This window comes from Streptomyces sp. NPDC037288, assembly GCF_055603265.1.
Window position 1 is genome coordinate 1 of the sequence record NZ_JBVJVY010000071.1, and the last position, 21,189, is coordinate 21,189.

The following is a 21,189-nucleotide window of genomic DNA, read 5'->3' on the forward strand; positions in this document are numbered from 1 at the left end:
GCGCAACGCTACTGGCAGCAGCGCGGCGGCCCCCGCCGCAGAGCCTCCGGGGCCGGCGTCAAGCCCCCTGTTCACCGACACCGACCGCGTCGTGATCACCCCTGGTCTACCAGCGACAGACCTGCTCGCTCGGAGTCCTGTCCGAACTCCTGGCGGTGGACCGGGCCACGATCGGCAAGATCGTCACCAGTACCCGCCTCCTCCTGCAGGAACGCGGCATCACCGTCGCCTCCACCACCACCCGGTTCGCCGACGCCGCCGCACTGACGGACTTCATTACGACCGGCTCGAGCCGGACCCGCACAAGGATCCCCCACCTGCTGTCCGACCCGTCGCTGACCGGCATGAGCCGCCAGGACCTCACCGAACTGACCGAGCGCATCGCCTCGCTGCAAGCCGCCCGCGTCGAACAGCGACGCCACCGACGGCGCGGGGGCGACCGCCTGCCCGGAACCCGGTGGCGGCGTGTTCCGCCAGAAGATCACCGATGCCGAACCCGTCCTGGCGACCGTCCTCTACCAGCGGGGCCTGTGCACCCGACAAGTACTCGCCGACGCCTTCGAGGTCAGTGAGAGCACCATCGGCAACTCCCTCAACGATGTCCGGCCCCTCCTGGACCGAGTCGGATACACCTCGACCACCGCGACACGACGGTTCACCGACGCACACGCACTGCTCGCCTCCGTCCTGCCATCCACCCCACCGGACACGCCCACTTCAACAGGTTGAAGTTTTACGGGTTCAGCCCACCCGCCAGCGTGAACGCGCGATGAAAGGCTTCCGCAGCCCGGTGGTGCGCAGCGGTTCCTGTCCGCGTTCACCGGGATCTCACCCCACTTCCAGACGCCACCGCCACCTCATGACCGCCCATCGCCACCGCATCGAGATGCTCATCCGCTTCGCGATCTGGAATCACATCACGGGAGCCACAGGCCTGCCCCTGGTGGCCTGAACCACCGGCCTCGCCCTACCCTGACGCCTCATCAGATGAACGCGCCTCCGACAACGTGACAATGCCGTGCGCCGTCCTCGGACCGCGCTGCTGGAAAGACAAGGCACATACCACCTCCCGATTTAACGATCTACCGGTAACCGGCTCCAACCGCGTCTCCGCCCAATTCGTTCACAAGGCCACAAAGTTGCATGCAGTGCATGCCATTCGCGTCTCCGGGTCTTCCGTTGTGGTGGCTGGGATGGGTTAACTGTGATCTGCCGCTGTCTAGGCCCTTCAATCCGGGTATCCGACCGGAACCATGCCAGAACTGGACGGCTGCACTCCACAAAGGACGCGAAATGACCATGCCTCCATCCGCGAGCACCCCTGGCGCACCCTTCGCTCTCAACGGCCAAGCTACTCAGCTGGATATTCCCTGGCCTCCTAGTCTCTCGGCGGACGATGCGGCTGCCGAACGGAACATCACTTGGATGAGACACTTTGGCCTCTTCGCCCTGCTCCGTCATCCGGCAGGAGAAGAGGTCTACCGCTACTGGCGGGGCCCGGAACTAGCAGCCAGGTTCTTCCCTTCGGCCACCGGCCCCGACCTGGATATCGGTATGGACCTGATGTCCATCATTTTCGCGGCCGATGACCTCTTCGAGCCTTCTGATCTGGATCCAGATCAGGTGCGTGACCAGATCCAAGAGCCCCTGCAGGCCCTGCAACAGCCATCCCGATTCTGGAACACTCCTCTGGCCGCAGCTCTGGCAGATGTATGGGGACGGGAGCGCGAAGGGATGAGTGCTTCGTGGCGTGAGCGAGCCATGCAGAACTGGCAGGAATACCTTCACGGCCATATTAAGGAGGCAGAGAACAAGAGACAGCGCAAGGCACTGAGTGTGGAGCAGTATATGCAGCTGCGCAGGACCCAGGGAGCCATGCCCATCCTTCTGGACCTTGCCGAACGCATCGACGGAGCCGAACTGCCGCCGATCGCACTGGAATGCACCCAGCTTGGCGAACTGCGTCAGCTATGCGGGCGCATCGGCGACACCGTCAATGACATCTTTTCCTGGGCAAAGGAGGAGGAGCTCGGTGATCCCCACTGCCTCATCCTGGTTTTGGAGCGTACTCGCAATCTCACACGGCTCGAGGCCATTGGCGCTGTCGCCGAAACCATCCGAAACTGGGCGGACGAATTTCTGGTCCTCACTGCCCAGTTGCCTGCTGCCATGGATGCCCTGGAGCTCTTCGACCACGGCAGCCGACAGGCAGTGTGGACGCATGTCCGCTCCATGCAATCGATGATGAGAGCTTGCTACGACTGGTGCCGCACCTCTCCCCGCTATCACATCTTCACCCCTGAACGGCCCTGAGGACACTGTCAAGTTGACTGCGTGCCAGATGATTGCAAGATCATTCAGGGAGCATTTTCAGAGTGGCCACCGATCGGGTGACTGCGGGCCGTGGCAGAACGCCCGAGGCCCTCGGGGGCACCGTCAACTTGACGGTTGGGCTCCGCGGGATGATCTTCGAATCGATTGCCTTGAACTTCCCTCGCTGTTACCGCGCTTGGCCAGCGTGGCGGTTGTCTTGTCGATGCGACAGGGCCTGTCGTGACCGTCCGGGCTCGTACCCGTGATGAAGCACCTGCTCGGTGTACGGGCTGCGGCATCACCAGCGACTGGGTGCACAGCCGCTACGTACGCCATCTGGCCGACAGGGCCATCGGCGGCCGGCCGGTGCGCATCGAGCTGAGCGCGCGTCGCTTGTACTGCGAGAACCCGGCCTGTTTGAAGGTCACGTTCGCCGAACAGGCCAGCGGACTGACGGTGCGTTACCAGCGTCGCACCCCGCTGTTGCAGAAGCTGGTCGAGGCGGCCGGTGCCCTGCTGGCTGGGCGGGGCGGTGCCCGGCTCCTGGGACTGCTGAACGCGCCACTCTCGCGGACCAGCGTGCTGTTCCAGCTGATGAGGGTGGACTTACCAGCCATAGCGACGCCTCGGGTGCTGGGCGTGGACGACTTCGCGCTATACGGCGACGTGTACGGCACCCTGCTCCTCGACGGCGAAACGCGGCTGCCGGTCACTTGTGGGAGGGGCGGGATGCCGCCGCACTGGCCGCGTGGCTTGCTGAGCACCCGGGGTGGAGATCGTGTGCCGGGACGGCTCGCTCGTCTGCCGCCAGGGAATCGCCGACGGCGCTCCACAAGCACTGCAGGTCAGCGACCGCTTCCATACTGTTCGCGATCACGCATCGGGTGCTCTCGTGATGTGCTCCTGGAGCTGTTTCCGTACCTGTCCGCGCTGCTGATCGAGGAGGTCGAGCGACGGCCGGACAAGGTTGTACTGCGGGCACGAGCGCGGTCGACGACGGGGGCCAGCCGCTGCGGTCATAGCTCGTCGCGGGTGCACGGCGGGTATGTACGCAAGCAGCGGGATGCCGCTGTGGGCGGTCTTGGTGTCGTGATCGAGTTACACATACGTCGCTTCCGCTGTGAGAATCCCGCCTGCCCGGCAGTGACGTTCGCCGAACAGATCACAGGGCTGACGACTCCGCACGGCCGCTATAGCCCCTTGCTGAGCGGGCTGTTGACACAGATCGGATTGGCGATGGCCGGCCGGGCCGGGGCCCGCCTGGCGGCCGCGGTCGGCAACACCGTGGGCAGGGACACGCTGCTGCGGATGGTCCGGGCCCTGCCCGAGCCGGAGATCTGCGAGGTTGAGGTGCTTGGTGTCGATGACTTTGCCTTTCACAAGGGCCGCCACTACGGCACGGTGCTGATCGGCATGGCCACCCACCGGCCGCTGCATCTCTACGACGGTCGCGAGGGCGAGGACCTGGCCGCCTGGCTCCAAGGCCATTCCGAGGTGAAGGTCATCTGCCGGGACCGCTCTAGTGGTTACGGGGAAGGCGCGCGGGTCGGGGCGCCGCAGGCCGCAGGCCGCGGACCGATATCACTTGTGGGCCAACCTCGGCCAGGCGGTTGAAAAGACGGTCAACGCCCACCGCTCCCGCCTGGCAGAACCGCTTACCGCCGCGGAAGACGGCCCCGGCCACCCTGAAGCGGAGCCCCAGGTGGTACAGCCGTCGAAGGAGCTGAAGATCGTGACCCGGCTGCGGGAGCAGCATGCCGCCGCGCACGAGCTGTCTCACCGGCCCAGCTCAACGTGACAGCACCACTGGTCATCCACCGTCGCCGACACGGCTCCTGCCTCGGACGGCTTGGCTATGTTGTCGCTGGTCACAGGTGCACTCTTCCATGATCGGAGTTACACCGTTTTTCTTACAGTCCCTTTCAACACGTTCACGCACTGCCTGGGCCAGGTGGTAGGCGAGGGGAGTGCAGGAACGCTTTCCTTGGCAACAGCATCGTCACTGAGGCACTCCACCCTTCCGTGCGCAGACGCTCCTGGCCTGGCCGCCGGTCCGTTGCCTGCCTGCGGGTCTGTGGGTGCCGACGCGGCTGACGCCTTGGGTGGCTGAGTGAGTCGGCTCCTCATCGCACTTGTCAGCGCGGTGTGAAGCCCCTCTGCAGCTGCGGATGGTGAATTGCCAGCGCCCAGGATTGAGGTGATCGGAGAAGGACCCGTTGTCGGCGCGGTTCTCGTCCTGGTGGCCGATGAAGCCGTCGTCGCACCTGCAGGAGGCCGCGTCATCGTCCGGCAGACCTCGCACCGCCGAATCCGTTGCATCATTTCCCATCGCTGTGAGGACCACACGATGACCGCTCCCACTACGGACTGCCACCCGAGATTTCATGAGGCATCAGGTTTCGCCTTGCTGTTCGCGACCGACACCCCCCAGGCTCTGCGCTCCCTTCGCGAAGAGCGTCTTGGTGAACTTGCCGCGCAGATCCGTGCGTTCCTGATCGAGAAGGTCAGCGCGGTGGGCGGGCATCTGGGCTCGAACCTGGGCGTCGTAGAACTCACTCTGGCTTTGCATCGTGTCTTCGACTCTCCGCACGACACGCTGCTGTTCGACACCGGGCACCAGGCTTATGTCCACAAGCTGCTCACCGGCCGCGCGCGCGACTTCGACCAGTTGCGTCAGGTCGGGGGCCTGTCGGGATATCCCAGCCGTAGTGAGTCCGAACACGATGTGATCGAGAATTCGCATGCCTCCACCGCACTGGCCTACGCCGACGGCCTGGCCAAGGCCCGACAGCTGACCAGCGAGGGAGAGCGGGCCGTGGTCGCCGTCATCGGGGACGGGGCCATGACGGGCGGCATGGCGTGGGAAGCCCTGAACAACCTCGGCGGCGCTCCCGACCGGCCGGTGATCGTTGTCCTGAATGACAATGACAGATCCTATGCGCCCACCATCGGAGGCCTGGCCGACCACCTGCAGCGGCTACGCGGTGGCGCCGGCGACAGCCTGGACTGGCTCATGCGCGCCCAGGAACGCTCTGCCGGCGTGCCCGGCCCTCTGCCTGTGGCCCGCAGCCTGTTCGAACTCCTCGGCTTCGCCTACCTCGGCCCGATCGACGGCCATCACCGGCCGTCCATCGAGGACGCCTTGTGTATCGCCCGGGACCTGCGCCGTCCTGTCGTCGTTCATGTGGTGACGGCCAAGGGCGAAGGCTACGCTCCTGCCGAGCAGGACCGGGCCGAGCGCATGCACGCCATCGGCGTCCTCGACCCCGCCACCGGCCAAGCGGTCACCAAGGGCGGCGCGCCCAGCTGGACCAGCGTCTTCGCCGAGGAGCTTCGCCAACTCGGTGCCTGCCGCGATGACGTGGTGGCGATCACGGCGGCCATGCCTGGCCCCACCGGCTTGGCCCGTTTCGCTGAGCACTTCCCCGAACGGTTCTTCGACGTCGGGATCGCCGAGCAGCATGCCGTCACGTCGGCGGCCGGTCTGGCGATGGGCGGGCTGCATCCGGTCGTCGCCGTCTACGCCACCTTCCTGGGCCGCGCCTTCGACCAGGTGCTGATGGATGTGGCGCTGCACTGCCTGCCGGTCACCTTCGTCCTGGACCGGGCGGGCATCACTGGCCCCGACGGGCCCTCGCATCACGGCATGTGGGACCTGACCATCCTCGGCGCCGTCCCCGGCATGCGCGTCGCCGTACCAAGGGATGCCAAGCGCCTGCGGGAACTTCTCCTGGAGGCCGTCACCCACTCCTCGGGCCCCACCGCTCTGCGCTTCCCCAAGGCCACCGTGGGTGAGGACATCCCCGCGGTACGACGCGAAGGCGTCCTCGACATTCTGTACGACGACGGGGCGCACGATGTTCTCCTCGTGCCTGTCGGTCCGCTGGCCACCCCCGCACTGGAGGCCGCCCGGCACCTGTCCGCTCTGGGCATCAGTGTGACCGTGGCGGATCCTCGCTGGGTCCTGCCTGTGCCCGACGAACTGACCGGACTGGCCGGCCGGTACCGCTGGGTGGTCACCTGTGAGGACAACACCCGCGCGGGCGGGGCCGGCTGCGCCATTGCCCAGGCGCTGGCCGATGCCGGCTCGACCGTTCCGGTGCGCGTCCTGGGCCTGCCGGGCAGCTTCCAGTCCCACGGCACCCGCGACGACCTGCTGAAGGCCGCGGGCCTGAGCCACGAGGGCATGGTCCAGGCCGTACTGCGCGCACGCGCCCGCACCAGAGAGGCATGAACATGACCACCATCGACCTTGGCCTGCCCACCCTGCCGAAGCTCGCGCCACGTCGCCGCTCCCGGCAGATCCATGTGGGAGATGTGCCCGTCGGCGGCGGCGCGCCGGTGACGGTACAGACGATGACGACGACGGTGACCGCCGATGTGGACGCCACACTCCAGCAGATTGCGGCGGTGACCGCGGCGGGCTGCGACATCGTCCGTGTCGCGGTCCCCTCCGCCGACGACGCCGAGGCGCTGCCCCGCATCGTGGCCCGGTCGCCGATCCCAGTGATCGCCGACATCCACTTCCAGCCCCGCTACGTCTTCGCGGCCATCGACGCCGGCTGCGCGGCCGTACGCGTCAACCCCGGCAACATCAAAAGGTTCGACGACAAGGTCGGCGAGATCGCCCAAGTCGCGTCCGCGGCCGGAGTACCGATCCGCATCGGGGTGAACGCCGGCTCTCTGGACCCACGCCTACTGGCCAAACACGGCACGGCCACCCCCGGGGCCCTGGTGGAATCCGCGCTGTGGGAGGCCTCGCTGTTCGAGGAGCACGGCTTCACCGATGTGAAGATCGCGGTCAAGCACCACGACCCGCTCACCATGATCGCCGCGAATCGGCTGCTCGCCGCGCGCTGCGACTATCCCCTCCACCTCGGCGTCACCGAGGCCGGCCCCGCCTTCCAGGGCGCCATCAAGTCGGCGGTCGCCTTTGGCGTACTGCTCGCTGAGGGCATCGGTGACACCATCCGTGTGTCCCTGTCCACTGACCCGGTCGAGCAGGTCAAGGCCGGCTGCCATATCCTCCAATCCCTGGGATTGCGTCCCAGAAAACTGGAGATCGTCTCCTGCCCGGGCTGCGGTCGCCTCCAAGTCGACATCCACCGCCTCGCCGCCCAAGTCGAAGCAGCCTTCGACGGCTTCCCCCACCCTCTGCGCATCGCCGTCATGGGCTGCGTCGTCAACGGCCCCGGCGAATCGAGGGAAGCCGACCTCGGCGTCTCCTGCGGCAACGGCAAAGGCCAGATCTTCCGCCAGGGCCAGGTCATCAAGACCGTCCGCGAATCCAAGATCGTCGAGACGCTCCTGAGCGAGGCTCTGGAGATGACGGCGGGAGATGACGTCTCATGACGCTCGCGCCCTCGGTGGTCGATGGGATCGACCTGCCCGAGTCCCAACGCCGTATCGAGGCGATCCTCGAGGAATTTCTGCACGCCAAGGCTTTGGAAGCCACGGCGCACGGCATGCCACCACTGGCGGCGTCCGCTCTGTCCGACTTCCTGCACGCCGGGGGCAAACGCCTGCGCCCGATGCTGTGTGTCCTGGGCTGGCAGGCCGCAAGCGGCGCGGCGGATCCTCCCCCGGCTGTGCTGCAGGTGGCGGCCGCACTTGAGATGTTCCACGCCTTCTGCCTCATCCACGACGACGTCATGGACGCCTCCGACACCCGCCGCGGACGGCCCACCGTCCACCGCGCCCTGGCCGGCCACTACACCCATAGCCGCACCCGACAACACGCCGCCCGTCTCGGAGACGCCGCCGCCATCCTCACGGGCGACCTCGCCCTGTGCTGGTCCGACGAACTCATCCACACCGCCGAACTGAACGCAGGCCGGCTGACTCGGATCCTGCCCGTGCTGCACGTGATGCGCACCGAAGCCATGTACGGCCAGTACCTGGACGTCACCACCACCGGCACCCCAAGCACCGACCTCGACCGCGCACTGGCGATCATCCGCTACAAAACCGCCAAGTACACCGTCGAACGGCCCCTGCACCTCGGCGCCCTGCTTGCCGGAGCCGACGACAACCTGCTCACAGCCCTGACCGACTATGCTCTCCCCCTGGGCGAAGCCTTCCAACTCCGCGACGATCTCCTCGGCGTCTTCGGCGATCCCAGCGTGACCGGAAAGTCGCGCCTGGATGACTTGCGCGAGGGCAAACACACTGCCCTGGTCGCCATCGCTCTGCGTGATGCCACGCCCCACCAGGCGGAAGTGCTGCGCCGCCTGCTCGGCCGCCCGGACCTCACCGAGGCCGACGCCGCCAGTATCCGCGACATCTTCACCGCCACCCGTGCTCGTGCGCAGGTCGAAGACCTCATCAGCCAACGCCGGGAGAACGCGTTCCGTCTCCTGGACACCCCCACCGCGATCGCCCCGTGCGTCCTTCCGCACCTGCGGCACCTTGCGAACGCCACCACTCGGAGGACAGTGTGAACGCCCTCGACAAGCGTGTTCTGTTGGCCGCGCCCCGCGGGTTCTGCGCTGGCGTAATCCGCGCCATACAGACTGTGGAAGCAGCGCTCGAACGGTACGGCCCTCCCGTCTACGTCCGCCATGAGATCGTGCACAACAAGCATGTGGTCAGGACGCTGGAGAAGAAAGGCGTGGTCTTCGTCAAAGAGGCCGCCCAGGTGCCCGAGGGCGCCGTCGTGATCTTCTCAGCACATGGCGTCGCACCAGCCGTCCACGAAGAGGCAGCCCGGCAGAACCTCACCACGATCGACGCGACCTGCCCGCTGGTCACCAAAGTCCACAAGGAAGCTGTCCGCTTCGCCCAGCAGGACTACGACATCCTCCTGGTGGGCCACCAAGGCCATGAGGAGGTGACCGGAACCCTCGGCCACGCGCCCCACCGCACCCAGTTGGTCGACGGCCCCGCCGATGTTGCCCACATCGAGGTCCGCGACCCGCGCAAAGTGGTGTGGCTGTCACAGACCACGCTCTCCGTGGACGAGACGATGGAGACGGTGCATGCGCTCAAGGAGAAGTTCCCGGGCCTGGTGTCCCCGCCCAGCGACGACATCTGCTATGCCACGCAGAACCGTCAGTTGGCCGTGAAGCAGTTGGCCGCCGAGGCCGAACTGGTCATCGTCATCGGCTCACGCAACTCCTCCAACTCCAAACGCCTGGTCGACGTCGCCGTACAAGCCGGCGCCAACGCTGCCCATCTGGTGGACTCAGCCGACGAGATCGACGAGGCCTGGCTTCAGAGCGTGACCACAGTTGGGGTGACGTCGGGTGCCTCGGCGCCGGAGATCCTCGTCGAGGGCGTCCTGGACTGGCTCGCCGCGCGCGGATTCACGGACGTGTCCACGATCACGGCCGCCAAGGAGTCGCTCACTTTCTCCCTGCCCCAAGAACTACGCACCGACCGGCGCGTGCAGGCCCCCACCCCACGGGCCCGAACTCCCCAGGTGCCGGGCGGCGCTCGCCGCCCGACGAACCGTGCCGTCTGACCGACGTCCACACCGACTGGCGGTGACCGGACACCGGCCCTGTCGCTCCAGCTCCACCCATGGGACCGAACTTCTCGGAGAGTGACCAGCGATGTACCTGTTCTCCAGCGGTCATGACGATCAGCACCTCGATGAGGCACGTGCGATGGGTTTGACTGTGGCGGTCGTGGTCAAGAGCGCGCGCGATCTCGAGAAGGCCTGTAAATCCTATCCGGGTTTGTTCAACGCCAAGCCCCTGGACTCCACGATGTGCAGCGCGACTGCCTGTGCCAACGCATTCGGTTCGCCCGGGGCCAGTGCCGAAGAGCTGCGGATGGCGAACCGATCGACGTTGTGGGTCTTCGGACTGGACTGGCTGATCGACCATCTCGCGTCCGCCCAGTTGGAGGTGGACGAGATCGTCCAGCGATGTCTCGCCGTGGCGCACGGCGAGCCGCCCGATGAAGCGGACAGCCTTTCCTGCTTCCTTGCCGAGATCCGCGATGAGCTGGCCCAGGCAGCTGGCTTCAAAGTGTGGGGCTCGGTCTGGCGTAATGAACTGCGGCGCCTCATGGAGAGCTCAGCGCGGGAGTGGACGTGGAAGGTAGGCAGCCGGGACACGCTGCCTACCTTCGAGGAATACCTCGAGAACGCTGACAATTTTGGCTCGACATGGGTCAACGTCTCGCATTGGATCGCCACCGCGGACCCACAACGCCTGCGGGACCACACCGAACTGCTACAGGACGCCAGCCGTGAGGTACAGCGTCTCCTGCGCTTGCTCAACGACCTCGCCACCTTCGACCGGGACGTGCACTGGGGTGACCTCAACTGCCTGATGCTGGGCGTGGACCGGGACACGGTGAACGCCCGCATACACGCCACCGTGAACCGCTGCAAAACACTCATCGCGCCCTTGAAAACGAGATTCCCGCAGGCGGCGGTCTACCTGGAGCGGCAGATGGGCTACAGCATGGGCTTTTATCAGAACAGCGACTACTGGGGATCGCTGTGAGTGCTTCGCGCCGCGTATCCGCCGCTGCCCAGGAGGCCATCAGTATGGCGGCGGACGACATCACGGCGGCTGCGCGGACAGTCGTCGGCGGGCTGCTGAGACACCCCTGGGGTCAGTCCTCTGCCTCCGTCTACGAGACCGCACGTCTGGTGGCCCTGGCCCCCTGGCTGCCCGGACACACCGAACGGCTGCGCTTTCTGCTCAATGCTCAGCGGCCAGACGGCGGCTGGGGAGCCCCCGACCCAGGCCACGCCCTTGTTCCGACTCTCAGCGCGACCGAAGCCCTGCTGGCCACCCTGCGCGCCCAGGGCTCCCACGACGGCATCACACACACAGAGCTGGCCCGCGCAGCCGGTCAGGGGCTGGTCCTGCTGAACAGCTGGCTGCACGGCAAGGAGCCGCTGAGCCTGCCAGACACACCTGGAATCGAACTCATCACATCGTCGCTGACCGCACTCATCACCGAGCATGTGGAGGACCTGCACGACAAGCCGCGCTGCGCCTCGGCGCTACGTGAGAGCGCCGGCCCACTGCAAGCACCCTGCGCCCCGGGGGCCGATGGCGCGCTCACGACGATCAGGAACCGGCTGGCGTCCGGCCAGAGTCTGCCCGGGAAACTTCTGCACCTGCTGGAAGTAGCCGGCAGCGCCGCAGAACAGGCAGCCGGGGTCCGTCCCACACTGATCGGGACCGTGGGCGCCTCCCCGGCGGCCACCGCCGCCTGGCTGGGCACCGCACCGCCACCGGACCATCCCGCGCGCTGCTACCTGGAGGCAGCCGTGGCTCAACACGGCGGGCCTGTCTCCGTTGCTGTGCCGATGACGCACTTCGAGCGGGCATGGATACTGCACTGGCTCGCCCGCGCCGGCGTCCCGCTCGCTGTGCCACCGAGGCTGCTCAACGAGCTGCGGGCCGCCGTGGGACCGACCGGCGCGGCCGGTGGGTCAGGGCTCCCCACGGACGCGGACACCAGCGCCGGAGTGCTCTTCGCCCTCTGCCTCTGGGGTGTCCCGCATCCACCTGATCTGCTCTGGCAGTACGAACTGGACACGCACTTCTGCACGTGGCCCGGCGAGGACGGTCGGTCGGTCACCACCAATGCCCATGTCCTGGAGGCTTTCGGCCAGTACCTGAGCGTCTCCCGCAACGGGCGACTGACGGACCGCTATGCCACGACCACAGCCAAAGTGTCGCACTGGCTGTGCACCCAGCAGTACGACGACGGGCACTGGGAGGACCGCTGGCACGCGTCCCCCTACTACGCCACCGCGTGCGCCACGCTCGCGCTGAACCATTTCGGCGGTACGGCATCCCGGCCGGCGTTGGAACGAGCCCGCCGGTGGGTTGTGAACACGCAGTGTGCGGACGGCTCCTGGGGACGCTGGGCGGGCACCGCAGAGGAAACCGCATATGCGCTGCACATCTTGGCACTCAACGGGCCCAGCACCCATCCACGCACGGCGGAAGTCATAAGGCTCGGCACACAGTTCCTGCGTTCTGCCGTGCGTACGGACCCCGTACATGGCGGGAGCGCCGCGGGTGCGGAACCGCCGCCGCTGTGGATCGACAAGGACCTCTACCACCCGACCGCCATCGTGCGGTCCGTCATTCTCGCTGCACTCCACCTTCACGGCGGAAGGCCCGCATTCGAGGAGACAGGCCCATATCTTTGACCGTAAGTGTTCAACACATTCACGCTCTCGTGCTTTCGCGCTCTTCCCGTTGACGCCGCTGAATCAGCAGGATGGTCAGCCGGGGCGCTGTCCCGGGTTGTCCCATTCGTGTCGACATCTGTGGGGCGTTACAGAAAGGCGGCGTGATGGGCCGGGGCGCGCTTGTGGTCGAAGACGTGTGGAAGTCCTACCGTCGGCGACGCGTATTGTGCGGGGCCTCGCTACAGGTGCCGACCGGGACCTTGGTGGGCGTGGTCGGAGAGAACGGAGCGGGCAAGTCCACGCTGCTACGGATCATCTGCGGGCAACTGACGCCCGATGCCGGGGCGGTGCGGCGGCCGAATCGACTGGGGTACTGCCCGCAGCACGTGGTACTCGACGAGACACTCACCGTCGACCAGCACCTGCGGTTCTTTCAGGTCGCCTACGGACTGCCCCATCTGCGTCGGGCGCGAGAGCTGCTGGAGGTGCTGTGCTGCGCGGAATACCGCGGCGAACGGGTGGGAGTGCTCAGCGGAGGAACGCGCCAGAAGGTGAACCTGGTGCTGTCACTGATGCATGACCCGCCCGTTCTGGTACTGGACGAGCCGTACCAAGGCTTCGACTGGCAGACGTATGTGCGCTTTTGGGAACTGGCCGGTGAGCTGCGTGGGCGCGGGCGCTCGGTGCTCGTGGTCTCCCACATGGCCCACGATATGGACCGCTTCGACGAAGTTGCGGAGCTCCGCGACGGCACGGTCCGGCCATTCCGCGGTGCTGCTGCCCCTACGGAAGCGGCGAGAGCGCGGTGAGGCGCGCAGGAAAGGCGTTTGCCACTGCCTGCTGGTTCGCCCTGGTCGGCCATGCGCGCAATCGACTGGCCCTCGTACTGGCCGTATTCTTCGTTCCGGTCTGGATCTGGCTGGTGCGAGCGGTGACCTACACCGTCCCCGTCCGGTTCCTTGTTCCCGCGCTTGGCGGTCAGTTGACCGTCGACTCCAACCACATGAACCAGATCACCGCAGCGCTGAACGCGGGTACCCTGATCGTCGGCTTCATGATGTTCCTGGCCACCTTCAAGGCCGGGGAGCTGGACCGCCGCCTGGTGCTGGCCGGCTTTCCCCGCGGACCGCTGCTCCTGGCCAAGGCCGTCGGCCTGATAGTGATCGCGGTGGCGATGGGCCTGTACTGCTCGGTGTTCCTGTGCCTGTTCTGGGCCGTGCAGCAGCCCGGCCTGCTGGTGGGGGCCACAATCGTCTCCGGGCTCGTCTACGGCAGCATCGGGATCATGCTCGGCGCGCTGCTTCGCGGCGAGCTGGAGGGAATGTTCCTGGTCATCATGACCAGTCTCATCGACGTCACGCTGCAGAACCCGAGTGCGGCCCGCGGCGGCCAGCCCGGAACGTGGGCGCTGCCGCTGTACGGGCCGCTGCAGCTGTCCATCGCCGCGGGCTTCACCCACACCGCTCCGTTGCGCTACCTGCTCCACGGCCTCATCTGGTCGGCGGGCGCCTGTGCGATGAGTCTCGTGATGTTCTACGCACGCACCTGGTCCTACCCGAAGGCCTTCCCGGTGCCGGCGCCCGAACCTGCGGACGAGGACAGGACGCGCTCGCCGGAGATCCCATCCGTGGCGCCGACCCCTCCGAACAGCCCACGCTCCTCACCCTCGTGGCCGCCCACCAGACCCCCGGAGGCCCCCACATGACCCGCCGGGAACTGGACGCCGCCGGCATCACCGACCCAGCTCTGCGTAGCGCCTACACCACGTGCCGCCACATCAACGCGCGGCAGGGCAAGTCCTTCTTCCTTGCGACTCGTCTGCTGCCCACCCATCTCCGACCCGCAATGCACGCCCTGTACGGCTTCAACCGGCGGGCCGACAACCTCATAGACGACATGCACAGCACTGGCACTGCCGGCGAGCGCGCCAGAGCCCTCGACCAACTGCAGCAACAACTGAGTGCCGGGCTACGCGGTGAGCGTGCCGAGGACCCGGTGGTCCGGGCGGCAGCTCACACCGCCGCCCGGTATGCGATCGACCACCAGTGCTTCACCGACTTCATCACCGCCATGCGCAGCGACCTAGAGGTCACCGACTATCCCGACTACGACGCGTTGCGCGTCTACATGCACGGAGCCGCCGTCACGATAGGCCTGCAAGCCATGGCGGTGTTGGGCACCGTCGTGCCCGCCCCGGAAGCAGTTCCCTACGCGACTGCCCTTGCCGAGGCCTTCCAGCTGACGAACATCGTGCGCGATGTCGGTGAGGACCTCGACCGCGGCCGCATCTACCTGCCCACAGACCTCCTCGCCGCACACGGCGTGGACCGCGGTCTGCTCGAATGGAGCCGCCGCACCGGCCAAGAGAACCGGCGGATCGGCACTGCCCTGGAAAGTGCCGCGGAACTCGCCCGCTCCACCTATCTCGAAGCTGCCCCGGGCATTGCCCTGATCGATCCTCCGTCCCAGCCTGCCATTCGCACGGCCTCCATCCTCTACGCCGGCATCCTCGACAACGTCGCCGACCAGGGCTGTACCGTCCTCCACCGCCGCGCCGCCCCTGGCCGCCGCCGGCGCATCAGCATCGCACTCGGCGTCCTCGCCCGCGTCGCCGCAGCCCGCGTCCACCCCCGCACGGCGGGCATCCGTCCCTAGAACAGCGCTGGGCCCACGCCGGCGTCCTCCTCTGATGACGGCGTGAGCAATCTTGAGGGCAAGGCGCCGGCTGTCCGCGCGGGCTGGCTGTTACCTGCGGCACCACACTCGACGTGGCCGGAGTCCCGCCCCACCGCTCTTCGATACTCCGGCTCAGAGCTTGAGGGCTCACCCTTGGGGAACACGTTGAGACGGTGATGCAATCCCGGAGGCCGGCTGACACTTCTTGGGTGACGGTGACGTCAAGAGGCATTGCCGCTGGCCTCAGGATGCGAGAATCGCCGTCTCCTTCTGACAGCCCGCCCTCCACCGCCATCACGATGACCACGTTCTCGACCGCCGGCTCCAGCAGTGACGGGCAACCCCCTGCCAGCGAGCCGGGGTGGGGCGGGGCCGCATTGTCAGCGTGGGCGCGTACCGTGGACCGCCACCCCGAACTCGCAGCAGGAAACCATGCCGCCCTCTGAAGTACAGTCCGCCGCCCCGGCCGCGCCGCTCGTGCAGCGTCGGCCGCAGCGGTCAGCCGTCCGTCACGGCCAGGCATCCTGTGCCGACTACGGCTGCACCCGCGCCGAGTGCCGCCAGGCGGCACGCCGGGCCCGCCGCCAACGCAACCAGGACCGCCTGCGCGGTCTTCCCGCCCGTGTCCCGCCCTATGCCGCCGCCCGATGGGCTGCCCGGCTGCGCGAGCAGGGCATGTCCGCACAGGACATCGCCGACAGGGCCGACGTGTCGGTGACCCTGGTCCGACTTCGGATCTGGGCGACTGCCGATCAGCGACAGCTCGCCGGCCATAGCAGTTACCGTGGTTTCCCACGGACCCGGCAACAGGTCCGTAGCGCCCGGGGCAGGCAGGTCACACCACGCTCCGGGCGCCATACCCATCGCGGACAGAGACCCCCCTCCCGCGGTACTGCCCGCAGCTCCGTTCACTGCGCGACCGCCCCTACCCTCACGTTTCTGCCGATGCATAAGGTGAAACCGAAGAGCGCAGGCCAAAACGGGGAGAGGACGGCTTCGGGGCGACACCGGAGGAGGACTGGACGAACAAAGCGGTCTGCCGGGCCGCCCTGGACCCGAACGAACTGTTCGCCGAAGGCGCCGCGCAGAACAGGGCCAAAGCAGTGTGCACCCGGATGCCCCGTGCGCACGCGCGTGCCAGCGACCCCGGACGACACCGCCGCCTCGGTCCCCACAGCCAGCCCCTCCCAAGTGATCACCGAGCCCGGCTATCATCCCAGTCCCGAGGCTTCCCGCCGCGCGACGGCGTCCTACCTGAACTCCTGCGGATACGGAGACGTACGTCCCACCTGGACATCCCTCCCTGGACCATCAAGATCCATTGTCAGGGTTTCGGGACTGTCAAACGAGTGGTGTAACTGCAGTAGTTAAGGTTACTGACGGGCCGCTGACAGGCGGCCGTCGAAGGTGATGTCGAAAGCGTTCAGGGTGGTCTTCCAGCGCATGGTCCAGCGGGCCTGAGTCGGTGCGGATCAGGGTCTGATGTCCGCGCCGGTACTTCTTCGGCAGTTGAGCCAGGGCCAGTTGGGCGGCGGTGATGTAGTCGGCGGCCGTGTTCGAGCCCGCGTTCCCCGGCCTGAGCAGGGCCGCCACCGGTTCACCGGTGCCGCCCGGTCCGTGGTCGACGAACCCCATCAGCGGGTGGTGGCCGTAGGTTCGCTTCCACGTCGGTGCGGCGTCCTCCTTGTCCGAGTGTGCGATCACCAGCACCCCGTCGAGGTCGACGGTCACCGTCCCGCCCGCATCAGGCGCTTCCCGGTAGGCCAACTGCCAGACATGGCGGCGGACTTCAGCCCGCGCGGCACGGATGGCCCGCAGGGCCTTCTCCCCGGAGGCTGCGAGGGTGTCGATGAGGCGGGAGACCGTCGGGTGGAGGTCACCGGCCGAACACGGCCGGTTCGGCCCGCAGCATGGCGACATCCGCGAGGCAGTCGCCGCCCAGCGCGACCGCCAGGGCCACGTCCAGCAGGATCTTGCCCGGGTCGTGCACCGCCCGAGCCTTGCGGACGGTCTCGACCAGCAGCACGCCCCCGGCCTGCGAAAACACCGCCCGGCCGCCGTCCTCGATGCGGACACGCGGGTACGACCCGATGCGCTTCTTCACCTGGAGAGTGCTTCTTTCCCTGCAACCAACAGGACCCTAGACGAGTCCCATCGTTGCAGGTCAGGAGCACTCTCCGCTTATTTGATCAAGCCCCGGACACTCCACCTCGTGAAAGCGTGAGGCTAGAGGTTGTTGCGTAGCCGGTGGGGTGGTTAGTGCGTTGGCTGGGCATGAGTGGGGTGATCTCAGCGGATGATCCGAAGTGGATCGAGCCGTTCTCCGGGCTGACCGAGTCGCAGTTCAGCAGGCTGGTGGCGTTGGTGCGGCGTCGCGGTGGTGACGTTCAGCGCGGCCGTCCGTGGCAGCTGCCGCTGGAGGACCGAGGGTTGCTGGTGGCGACGTACTGGCGCACGAATCTCACGTTGCGGCAGGTGGCGCCACTGTTCGGAGTCTCGAAGTCCGCGGCCGACCGCATCCTCGATCACTTGGCGCCCTTGCTGGCCATCTCGCCGGCCCAAGGGCCGCGCAAAGACATCGCCTACATCGTCCCGCCCCGACAACGTGACAGCGCCGTCGCGCCACCGAGAAAGGCGACATCACACATGCACAAACTCGCCTCACAAGCCCGCAACTGGAGGTGATACCCGCCTGTACAGAGCCTGCCCCAGGCGGTGTACTGAGTTGGCCGGGCCGATGCGCCAACGGCAGGACCTGCACCCTGCCGGACAGACCGGAACGCATCACCTCCGGGGAAGGGATCCACCGATGATTGTCGTCACCTCGTCCCCGGCTCATACGCCGGTCCTGCCCGGCTCTGTGGACGAGGTGCGGACCTGGCCGGCCGAGGACCTGCCGGTCACCCTCGCGCTGCACCTGCTGTTCGGCTCCTTGCGCGATGCGTTCGTCTTCGACACCGGGACCAGGCGTATGTGCGCAAACTGCTGACCGGGCGGGGCAACGAGTTCACCAGCCTGAGGCAGGCCGGTGGCATGTCCGGGTATCCGTCGCATACCGAGTCGGTGCATGACCTGGTGGAGAGTTCCCATGCTTCCACCGCCCTCGTGTCCACACCGAAGACCGTGCAGACCCGCAGCAGACCTTAATTGCTGCGAATGTGGGTGTTGCCAGGGTGTCATATCGTCGCCGGGGGAGGAGAGAAGTGAGGCAGATGGCGAGGATTTTATGCATGGGGTTAGTGAGATCATGAATGGGCCTCCTGAGCCGCCGGTAGGTACCGCTCGTGATTTGCCGGTCCTTTTCATGCCTCTCCCGGAGACTGGGACGAATCCCTGGCTGAGTGCGGCCCAGCCACAGATGTGGTCCTGGGTCGAGCGTCTCCGTCTCGCCCCGACCACCAGCGCGCAGCAGCACCTCGAACGAACAGCCCCGGATTTGTTGGCGGCCCGCTTCTATCCGGGTGCTGGGCCTGACCTCCTCCCAGTGCTTACTCAGTTCTGCGCGTTCGGCTTCCTTGTCGATGATGAGTTCGATGAGGGGACCTACGGGCGCGACCCGCGCCTTTGCGCCGACGCTGTGCAGCGTATGGTCGAGGTGCTCGATGGGCTCCGCGACGCGGAGGCGCCGCTGGAGCGGGCGCTTGCAGACTTGTGGCGCACGCTCACCCCGGGTCGGTCCGCCGCCTGGCGACGGCAGTTCGCCAATAACATCAAGGGGTGGCTCGCCAGTTATCTCTGGGCATCGATTGATGGCGCAGATGGCCGACTGCTCGGGCTCGAGGAGTTCCGAGGGTACCGGCAGCTTGCTGTGGGAATGTATATGTTCCTAGATCTCGCCGAGATCGTGGCCGCCGTCACGCTGCCCGACGAGCTGCGGTATGCCCCCCCTCTCCTGGAAATGCGCCGGGCAGTTGCAGAGCACGTGGCATTCCTGAACGACCTCTTCTCCGCTGATAAGGAATGCGGGCATGGATTCGGCTACAACCTGGTCCTGATCACCGAACGCGTCCACCAATGCGACCGGGACACCGCCGTGGACCGTGCTAACGCCATCGTCACCGGGACCGTCCACAACTTCCTCGATGCACGACATCGCTTGTCCGTCGACCTCTGCAGAAATAGCCTCGGCGTTCGACAAGTAGCCATGAGCTATTCAGATGCGCTGACATGCGTGCTGCGAGGTAACTTTGACTGGCATTTCCAATGTCAGCGATACACTCACCCGGCTGAACTCAGTGGCCTTCCGGACTACGTGTCGAATTTGTTCGGCCAAGAGAGCACGCCCTGACTTCTTCCTCCGCCCTCCGCTGGCAGGACTGGGAATTCTCGTCAGCCCCCGCGGCTGAAACCCGACATCGCGAAGCGGGCGTCACAGCTCACTGGCATCACCCGGACACCTCGCCACACGAAGGAGCTCCGCCCCGATGACTGAGTACACCTTCGGATCCGCTCCACGCGCCCTACCTCTCCTCGGCCACGCCTCCCACCTTCTCCGCGACCCTTACGCCTTCCTCGCATCTCTCTCCCAGCACGGAGATCTGGTGCGCATCCAGCTGGGAGCGCATCAGGCGATCGTGGTCTGCCACCCTGAGCTGACCCACCAACTCCTCGTTGATGACCGGACCTTCGACAAAGGCGGTCCTCTCGTCGACCGAGGACGCGAACTCTTCGGCGACAGTCTCGCCATTTGCAGGTACGCCCAACACCGTCGGCAACGCAAGCTGATCCAGCCCGCCTTCCACCAAGTGCGCCTTGCCGACTACGCCGCGACCATGACCGCCGTCATCTCCAAGATGACCGGCCAGTGGCAGGACGGCGCCCTGCTAGACATGCGTGCCCAGATGCGTGCCTACACCTCACAAGTGGTCGCAACCACTATGTTCGGAGGCGCCCTGGGAGCAGCCGACCGCGACCGTGCCTTGCACGATCTCTCTACGCTGCTAGCTGGCACCTACATCCGGATGTTTCTACCCAAGGCGCTCACCCGTGTCCCCACTCCCGGAAACCGCGCGTACGAGCAGGCGAGAGTTCGACTGCGTACGGTACTCGGTCAACTGATCGACACTTACCGTCGCACCGGCGTCGACCACGGTGACGCTCTGTCGATGCTCCTGTCCGCCAAGGACGAGAACGGCCAACAACTGACCAGCGACGAGATCATCGACCAGATCGTCATCCTATTCATTGCTGGATCCGACACCACAGCGAATACCCTCAGTTGGGCCGTCCACTTGCTAGGCCGCCATCCCACAGCCGAACAACGCCTTCACGAGGAGTGCGCAGAGGTCCTCCACCGGCGCCCGGCTGCCTTCGCTGACTTGGATCTCCTGCCTTGGACCAGGAACATCATCACCGAGACACTGCGGCTCTACCCCCCCGCCGCTCTGATCACACGAACCGTCACGACGGACACCACACTCGGCGGACACCGTATTCTCCAAGGCAGCACTATCATCTACTCTTCACTCGCAGTTCAGCACCGTCACGATTTATATCCCGAACCCGAAGCGTTCGCCCCGGAACGCTGGAGCGAACCCGCTCCCCACCCGCCCCGCGGAGCGCTCACCCCCTTCGGCGGCGGCCCCCGCATCTGCATTGGAGACAAATTCGGCATGACCATGGCCGTCCTGGGCCTAGCTTCCATTGCGGCCAACTGGCACCTCCATCCTCACCCCCCTCAGGTACTCCCCGTTCTCCGGACCTTTCTGGCTCCCCGAGACCTCAGAATGACGGTGCACCGGAGAACCTGACGGGCCTCGCCCGCCCTTCGACGGGACCGCGCCGGCCCGACTGGCGGGCCAGAAACCGGCCCTGGAGTGCGGTCCGGGGGACTGTCAAACGAACGGTGTAACCAGGGTGGTTGAGGTTACTGACGTGCTGCGGAAAGCCGGCCGTCGAAGGTGATGTCGAAGGCGTTCAGAGCGGTCTTCCAACGGCTGGTCCAGCGGGCCTGTCCCCTGCCGGTGGGGTCGAGTGTCGGCGTACACATGAACGTGGCTCTGGCAAGATTTTCGTAGCTGGAGATCATCTCGGTGACACGGTCGGCTGGTCCGCAGAGCGGGCAGCATGTGACTGTGCTCTGTTGAACT

At 66.4% G+C, this 21,189-nt stretch carries 17 protein-coding genes and 5 pseudogenes; 20 read left to right on the forward strand and 2 right to left on the reverse strand.

The window, feature by feature from the left end; translation table 11 throughout:
* Positions 1 to 155: 155 nt before the first annotated feature.
* The 15 genes and pseudogenes from ACZ7GZ_RS39125 to ACZ7GZ_RS39195 all read left to right on the forward strand — a co-directional run.
* On the forward strand, positions 156 to 572 hold the full coding sequence (locus ACZ7GZ_RS39125; protein WP_471032060.1) for a hypothetical protein: 417 nt from the start codon (positions 156 to 158) through the stop codon (positions 570 to 572).
* Positions 466 to 729: a hypothetical protein gene (locus ACZ7GZ_RS39130; protein ID WP_471032083.1), complete on the forward strand. Its 264-nt coding sequence runs from the start codon at positions 466 to 468 to the stop codon at positions 727 to 729. The genes ACZ7GZ_RS39125 and ACZ7GZ_RS39130 overlap by 107 nt, the downstream gene beginning before the upstream one ends.
* A 13-nt stretch (positions 730 to 742) precedes the next feature.
* A pseudogene (locus tag ACZ7GZ_RS39135) lies at positions 743 to 952 on the forward strand (IS6 family transposase); the annotation flags it as partial.
* Between the two features lie 473 nt (positions 953 to 1,425).
* Positions 1,426 to 2,313, forward strand: a complete 888-nt coding sequence (locus ACZ7GZ_RS39140; RefSeq protein WP_471032063.1) for a terpene synthase family protein — start codon at positions 1,426 to 1,428, stop codon at positions 2,311 to 2,313.
* Between the two features lie 312 nt (positions 2,314 to 2,625).
* Positions 2,626 to 3,927 carry a transposase gene (locus ACZ7GZ_RS39145; protein ID WP_471032064.1) on the forward strand — a complete coding sequence of 434 codons (1,302 nt, stop codon included), beginning with the start codon at positions 2,626 to 2,628 and terminating at the stop codon, positions 3,925 to 3,927.
* 733 nt (positions 3,928 to 4,660) lie between these two features.
* Entirely contained in the window at positions 4,661 to 6,547 is a 1,887-nt protein-coding gene (dxs, locus tag ACZ7GZ_RS39150) for a 1-deoxy-D-xylulose-5-phosphate synthase (protein WP_471032065.1), read from the forward strand.
* A gap of 2 nt (positions 6,548 to 6,549) precedes the next feature.
* Entirely contained in the window at positions 6,550 to 7,665 is a 1,116-nt protein-coding gene (gene ispG / locus ACZ7GZ_RS39155; protein WP_471032066.1) for a flavodoxin-dependent (E)-4-hydroxy-3-methylbut-2-enyl-diphosphate synthase, read from the forward strand.
* Positions 7,662 to 8,753: a polyprenyl synthetase family protein gene (locus tag ACZ7GZ_RS39160; RefSeq protein ID WP_471032068.1), complete on the forward strand. Its 1,092-nt coding sequence runs from the start codon at positions 7,662 to 7,664 to the stop codon at positions 8,751 to 8,753. The genes ispG and ACZ7GZ_RS39160 overlap by 4 nt, the downstream gene beginning before the upstream one ends.
* Entirely contained in the window at positions 8,750 to 9,775 is a 1,026-nt protein-coding gene (locus ACZ7GZ_RS39165) for a 4-hydroxy-3-methylbut-2-enyl diphosphate reductase (protein ID WP_471032070.1), read from the forward strand. Before ACZ7GZ_RS39160 ends, ACZ7GZ_RS39165 begins: the two co-directional genes overlap by 4 nt.
* A gap of 91 nt (positions 9,776 to 9,866) precedes the next feature.
* Positions 9,867 to 10,769 (forward strand): terpene synthase family protein, encoded by a 903-nt coding sequence (locus tag ACZ7GZ_RS39170; protein ID WP_471032072.1) that lies wholly within the window; start codon positions 9,867 to 9,869, stop codon positions 10,767 to 10,769.
* A gap of 44 nt (positions 10,770 to 10,813) precedes the next feature.
* Entirely contained in the window at positions 10,814 to 12,442 is a 1,629-nt protein-coding gene (locus tag ACZ7GZ_RS39175; RefSeq protein WP_471032074.1) for a prenyltransferase, read from the forward strand.
* Between the two features lie 146 nt (positions 12,443 to 12,588).
* Positions 12,589 to 13,233 carry an ABC transporter ATP-binding protein gene (locus ACZ7GZ_RS39180; protein ID WP_471032076.1) on the forward strand — a complete coding sequence of 215 codons (645 nt, stop codon included), beginning with the start codon at positions 12,589 to 12,591 and terminating at the stop codon, positions 13,231 to 13,233.
* Positions 13,230 to 14,129, forward strand: a complete 900-nt coding sequence (locus tag ACZ7GZ_RS39185) for an ABC transporter permease (RefSeq protein ID WP_471032078.1) — start codon at positions 13,230 to 13,232, stop codon at positions 14,127 to 14,129. Before ACZ7GZ_RS39180 ends, ACZ7GZ_RS39185 begins: the two co-directional genes overlap by 4 nt.
* Complete coding sequence (locus ACZ7GZ_RS39190; RefSeq protein WP_471032080.1) at positions 14,126 to 15,079, forward strand: phytoene/squalene synthase family protein; 954 nt, start codon at positions 14,126 to 14,128, stop codon at positions 15,077 to 15,079. The genes ACZ7GZ_RS39185 and ACZ7GZ_RS39190 overlap by 4 nt, the downstream gene beginning before the upstream one ends.
* 1,004 nt (positions 15,080 to 16,083) lie before the next feature.
* A pseudogene (locus ACZ7GZ_RS39195) lies at positions 16,084 to 16,231 on the forward strand (WhiB family transcriptional regulator); the annotation flags it as partial.
* Positions 16,232 to 16,543: 312 nt separating this feature from the next.
* Here ACZ7GZ_RS39195 and ACZ7GZ_RS39200 read toward each other — a convergent pair.
* Positions 16,544 to 17,204: pseudogene (locus ACZ7GZ_RS39200) on the reverse strand (transposase); the annotation flags it as partial.
* A 170-nt stretch (positions 17,205 to 17,374) separates the two neighbouring features.
* Between ACZ7GZ_RS39200 and ACZ7GZ_RS39205 the strand changes: the two are divergent.
* The 5 genes and pseudogenes from ACZ7GZ_RS39205 to ACZ7GZ_RS39225 all read left to right on the forward strand — a co-directional run.
* Positions 17,375 to 17,692, forward strand: a pseudogene (locus ACZ7GZ_RS39205) (helix-turn-helix domain-containing protein); the annotation flags it as partial.
* A 217-nt stretch (positions 17,693 to 17,909) separates the two neighbouring features.
* Entirely contained in the window at positions 17,910 to 18,089 is a 180-nt protein-coding gene (locus ACZ7GZ_RS39210; protein ID WP_360100844.1) for a hypothetical protein, read from the forward strand.
* On the forward strand, positions 18,074 to 18,247 hold the full coding sequence (locus ACZ7GZ_RS39215; protein ID WP_360100847.1) for a 1-deoxy-D-xylulose-5-phosphate synthase N-terminal domain-containing protein: 174 nt from the start codon (positions 18,074 to 18,076) through the stop codon (positions 18,245 to 18,247). The genes ACZ7GZ_RS39210 and ACZ7GZ_RS39215 overlap by 16 nt, the downstream gene beginning before the upstream one ends.
* Before the next feature lie 337 nt (positions 18,248 to 18,584).
* Positions 18,585 to 19,388 (forward strand): terpene synthase family protein, encoded by an 804-nt coding sequence (locus ACZ7GZ_RS39220; protein WP_360100850.1) that lies wholly within the window; start codon positions 18,585 to 18,587, stop codon positions 19,386 to 19,388.
* 136 nt (positions 19,389 to 19,524) lie between these two features.
* Positions 19,525 to 20,850, forward strand: a complete 1,326-nt coding sequence (locus tag ACZ7GZ_RS39225) for a cytochrome P450 (RefSeq protein WP_360100853.1) — start codon at positions 19,525 to 19,527, stop codon at positions 20,848 to 20,850.
* Between the two features lie 116 nt (positions 20,851 to 20,966).
* On the opposite strand, the pseudogene ACZ7GZ_RS39230 reads toward ACZ7GZ_RS39225, so the two are convergent.
* Positions 20,967 to 21,189: pseudogene (locus ACZ7GZ_RS39230) on the reverse strand (hypothetical protein); the annotation flags it as partial.